Source organism: Alicyclobacillus fodiniaquatilis (genome assembly GCF_042678105.1).
Lineage (GTDB): Bacteria > Bacillota > Bacilli > Alicyclobacillales > Alicyclobacillaceae > Alicyclobacillus > Alicyclobacillus fodiniaquatilis.
In genome coordinates, this window is the sequence record NZ_JBHUCX010000056.1 from 1 (window position 1) to 2,458 (window position 2,458).

Sequence of the window (2,458 nt, forward strand, 5' to 3'; positions counted from 1 at the left end):
TGTTTGTGGCAGGATGAAAGTGCAGGATGTGGCGGCGTAAAACTGCAGTTTTACGCCGCCACAAATCAAGACTTGTTTGTGTAACAAAATGGCACTTGCCAACACCACTCTACGAAATCTACCCTCTGTTTTGCTAGAACAGAGAGGGTTGAGAGGAATGTTGAAAGTGCCACAGCAGCAGTATATCAGGTTTTTGCGCGAAGCAGAGGGTTGTTCGATTCAGGAGATTGTTGAGCGTGTAGGTGTAAATTGGAGAACGGCAAAGAAATATGCGGATCAAGATGATTGGAATGAGTCCGTAGCGAAACGTAAAGGCGCTTTCCCGGTGCTTGGTCCATATTTGGATGCGGTGGATACTTGGCTTGAGGAAGATGAGCGGATGCCGCGCAAACAACGACACACAGCCCGTCACATCTTTCACCGTCTACGAGACGAATATGGGTTTACAGGTGGAGAGCGGACAGTCAGCCAGTATGTGTCTAAGCGCCGCAAGCAGATGGTGCTGGAGCGATCTGAGCGCTTTGAACGGCTTGAGCACCCGGGAGGCGAGGCGCAAGCAGATTTTGGTACGGTGCACATTGTGAAGTCCGGTGAGTTGGTCGAGCGTAAAGTGCTAACCGTGTCCTTTCCGTCCAGCAATGCAGCGTTTGTCTTTCCTGTCCCGAAGGAGAACACAGAGTGTTTTTTGGAAGCGCTCAAACGAGTCTTTGAGCAAGTGGGTGGCGTACCAAGGAAGATCTGGTTCGACAACTTGTCCGCCGCCGTGGTCTCTGTGCTGGCAGACGGAGAACGCAAGACGACGGATGCGTTTGCGCGGTTTTGTGCCCACTACCGCTTTGAGCCGCTGTTTTGTAATCCTCGTAGCGGGAACGAAAAAGGCAACGTGGAGAACAAGGTCGGTTATGGTCGGCGCAATTGGTGCGTGCCACCGCCAGTCGTCGAGACAGCAGAAGAATTTGAAGCGCATCTAGCGCAAGCGGCAAAGCTCGACATGCAGCGTCCCCACTATGCCAAACAAGCGCGTATCGTGGATTTATGGGAGCAGGAGCAACAAAAGCTGTTGCACCTACCGACTGTGCCGTTTGAAGTGTTTCGAATTGAAAATGCGCGGTTGAACAAATACAGCGAACTGCAGTTCGAATCGACGAGGTTCCCCCTGCCTCAGTGCAACGCTTTGTTACCCGTTTTACTGAAAGTGAAGTGGGATGAAATGGAGGTGTTGTCTGCAGACGGGATGTACCAACGACTTGCGACATTGCCGCGTCCTTACACCGAAAAAGCGATGCCGTTAGATTGGCGCTCCATCTTCGCGGGATACCGCAAGCGTCCTAGATCTGTGATGTACTCTACGTTTGTAGACATGATGCCACAACCCGTTCGTGAACTGATTCAGGAGGAAGACGCAGCTTTGCGCAAGTCACGAATTGAGTGGGTTCACCGCCTTCTCGACACGTATTCGCTCAACGAGATTAACGACGGATTGGTGCAAGCGAAAGCGAGTGGTGACCACGGGCGGACAGAACTGGAATGTGTATTGTATGCGATGAGGCACCCAGAGTTTCATCCGGAACCCTTTGCTGAGCCGCACACGCCGGATTGTGTACGGGGACACCTTCCGCAATTGGACGCTTATGACCGCTTGTTAGGGGTGACCGTGGATGCGTGACGATTTGGCGAAGGCCTGCAAGACATTGCATCTTGCTCATGTAGTAGAAGCATGTGACACCGTGGCGTTTGAGAGCAAGGAGCAGTTTATGTTAGACGTCTTGAAAACAGAGATTCGCTTGCGAGAGGAAAACCGACTGAAACGGCTATTGAAAAAAGCGTCGTTTACACAATTGAAGACACTCGAAGACTACGATTTCAGCGCGGTTACGTTTCCGGAGAACTGCACGGAGGTGATGCTAAAGGATTTGTGTTTCCTGGAACGCAAGGAGAATGTTTTGATGCTTGGTAAGGTTGGTACCGGCAAAACGCACCTGGCGATTGCACTGGGGGTAGAGGCGTGTCGAAAAGGACATTCGGTGCGATTCTTTCGCGTACCCGATTTAGTGGCGATTTTGCAGGACAAGCATGAATCTGGAACGCTGGCGCGATTTCAGAAAGAATTGTCTGATTGTGATTTGTTAATTTTAGATGAGGTTGGGTTTGTTCCATTCCACCAGACAGGCGCAGAGTTGCTGTTTCACGTCATCTCCGCGTGCTACGAACACAACAGCGTGATGGTGACGTCCAATCTTGAGTTCGGGCAGTGGAACACGGTATTCGGTGACACGCGACTCACGGCGGCGCTGGTTGACCGATTGGTGCACCACGCGCACATTCTCGCTTTCACTGGCGAGAGTTTCCGATTACGCCACGCGCTGTCTACCATTTCGTCTTAATTTTCCGCAAACGGTGTGGCGGTGCTATGCACAAATTGGCCGCGATTCTTTGCACTTTTCACTTGCGAAAAACA

The 2,458-nt window shown here is 51.5% G+C and carries 2 protein-coding genes; both read left to right on the forward strand.

Going from position 1 to position 2,458, the window contains the following annotated elements; translation table 11 throughout:
* Positions 1-157 precede the first annotated feature (157 nt).
* Positions 158-1,666, forward strand: coding sequence for an IS21 family transposase (gene istA / locus ACFSB2_RS16850; protein WP_377944269.1), 1,509 nt, complete (start codon positions 158-160; stop codon positions 1,664-1,666).
* The gene (istB, locus tag ACFSB2_RS16855) at positions 1,659-2,384 is read left to right on the forward strand and encodes an IS21-like element helper ATPase IstB (protein ID WP_377944270.1); all 726 of its coding nucleotides are present in this window, start codon (positions 1,659-1,661) and stop codon (positions 2,382-2,384) included. Before istA ends, istB begins: the two co-directional genes overlap by 8 nt.
* Positions 2,385-2,458 lie beyond the last annotated feature (74 nt).